At 53.6% G+C, this 758-nt stretch carries 1 pseudogene; it reads right to left on the minus strand.

Annotated elements, in window-relative coordinates:
• Positions 1-758: pseudogene (locus tag ACTHUM_RS16270) on the minus strand (glycine dehydrogenase (aminomethyl-transferring)); the annotation flags it as partial.

A 758-nucleotide genomic window follows, 5' to 3' on the forward strand; every position in this document is an offset into this window, starting at 1 on the left:
GATGCCTTCTTCGTACACGCCGTGGGTGGACGGGTAAGTAATCATGATAGCGGACAAAGCGTCGCGGTATTGCTCGGCTTTGGCTTTCAAATCGTCGATGTTGACGTTGCCGTGTTCGTCGGTATCGACAACGACGACTTTCAAACCCAGCATGGCCGCAGTCGCAGGGTTGGTGCCGTGGGCTGATTTTGGAATCAGACAGATGTTGCGGTGTCCCTCGCCGTTGGCTTCTTGATAGCGGCGGATGGAGAGCATGCCGCTGTATTCGCCCTGCGCGCCGGAGTTGGGCTGGAAGGAAATCGCGTCAAAGCCGGTGATGGCTTTCAGGCTGTTTTCCATATCGGCGAGCAATTCGCGGTAGCCGGCAGTTTGCGCTTCGGGAGCGTAAGGGTGGATGTCAGTGAACTCTGCCCAAGTAATCGGCAACATTTCCGCAGTCGCGTTGAGTTTCATGGTGCAGCTGCCCAATGAAATCATGCTGCGGTTCATTGCCAAATCGCGGTCTTCGAGTTTTTTCAGGTAGCGCAACATTTCGTGTTCGGTGTGGTAACTGTTGAACACAGGATGTTGCAGAATGTCGTCCTGACGCAGCAATTCTGCATTCAGACGGCCTTTGACGTCATCGGCAAATGTGAACGTATCTTTGCCGGTAAACGCGCGGTACAAATCGACCAAATCTTCGTATGCCGACGTTTCATGGAATGCAGCCGCAACTTGAGTATCGTTAACGCGGCGCAGGTTGTAACCCGATTCCAAAG

The organism is Neisseria sp. P0021.S006, assembly GCF_051956895.1.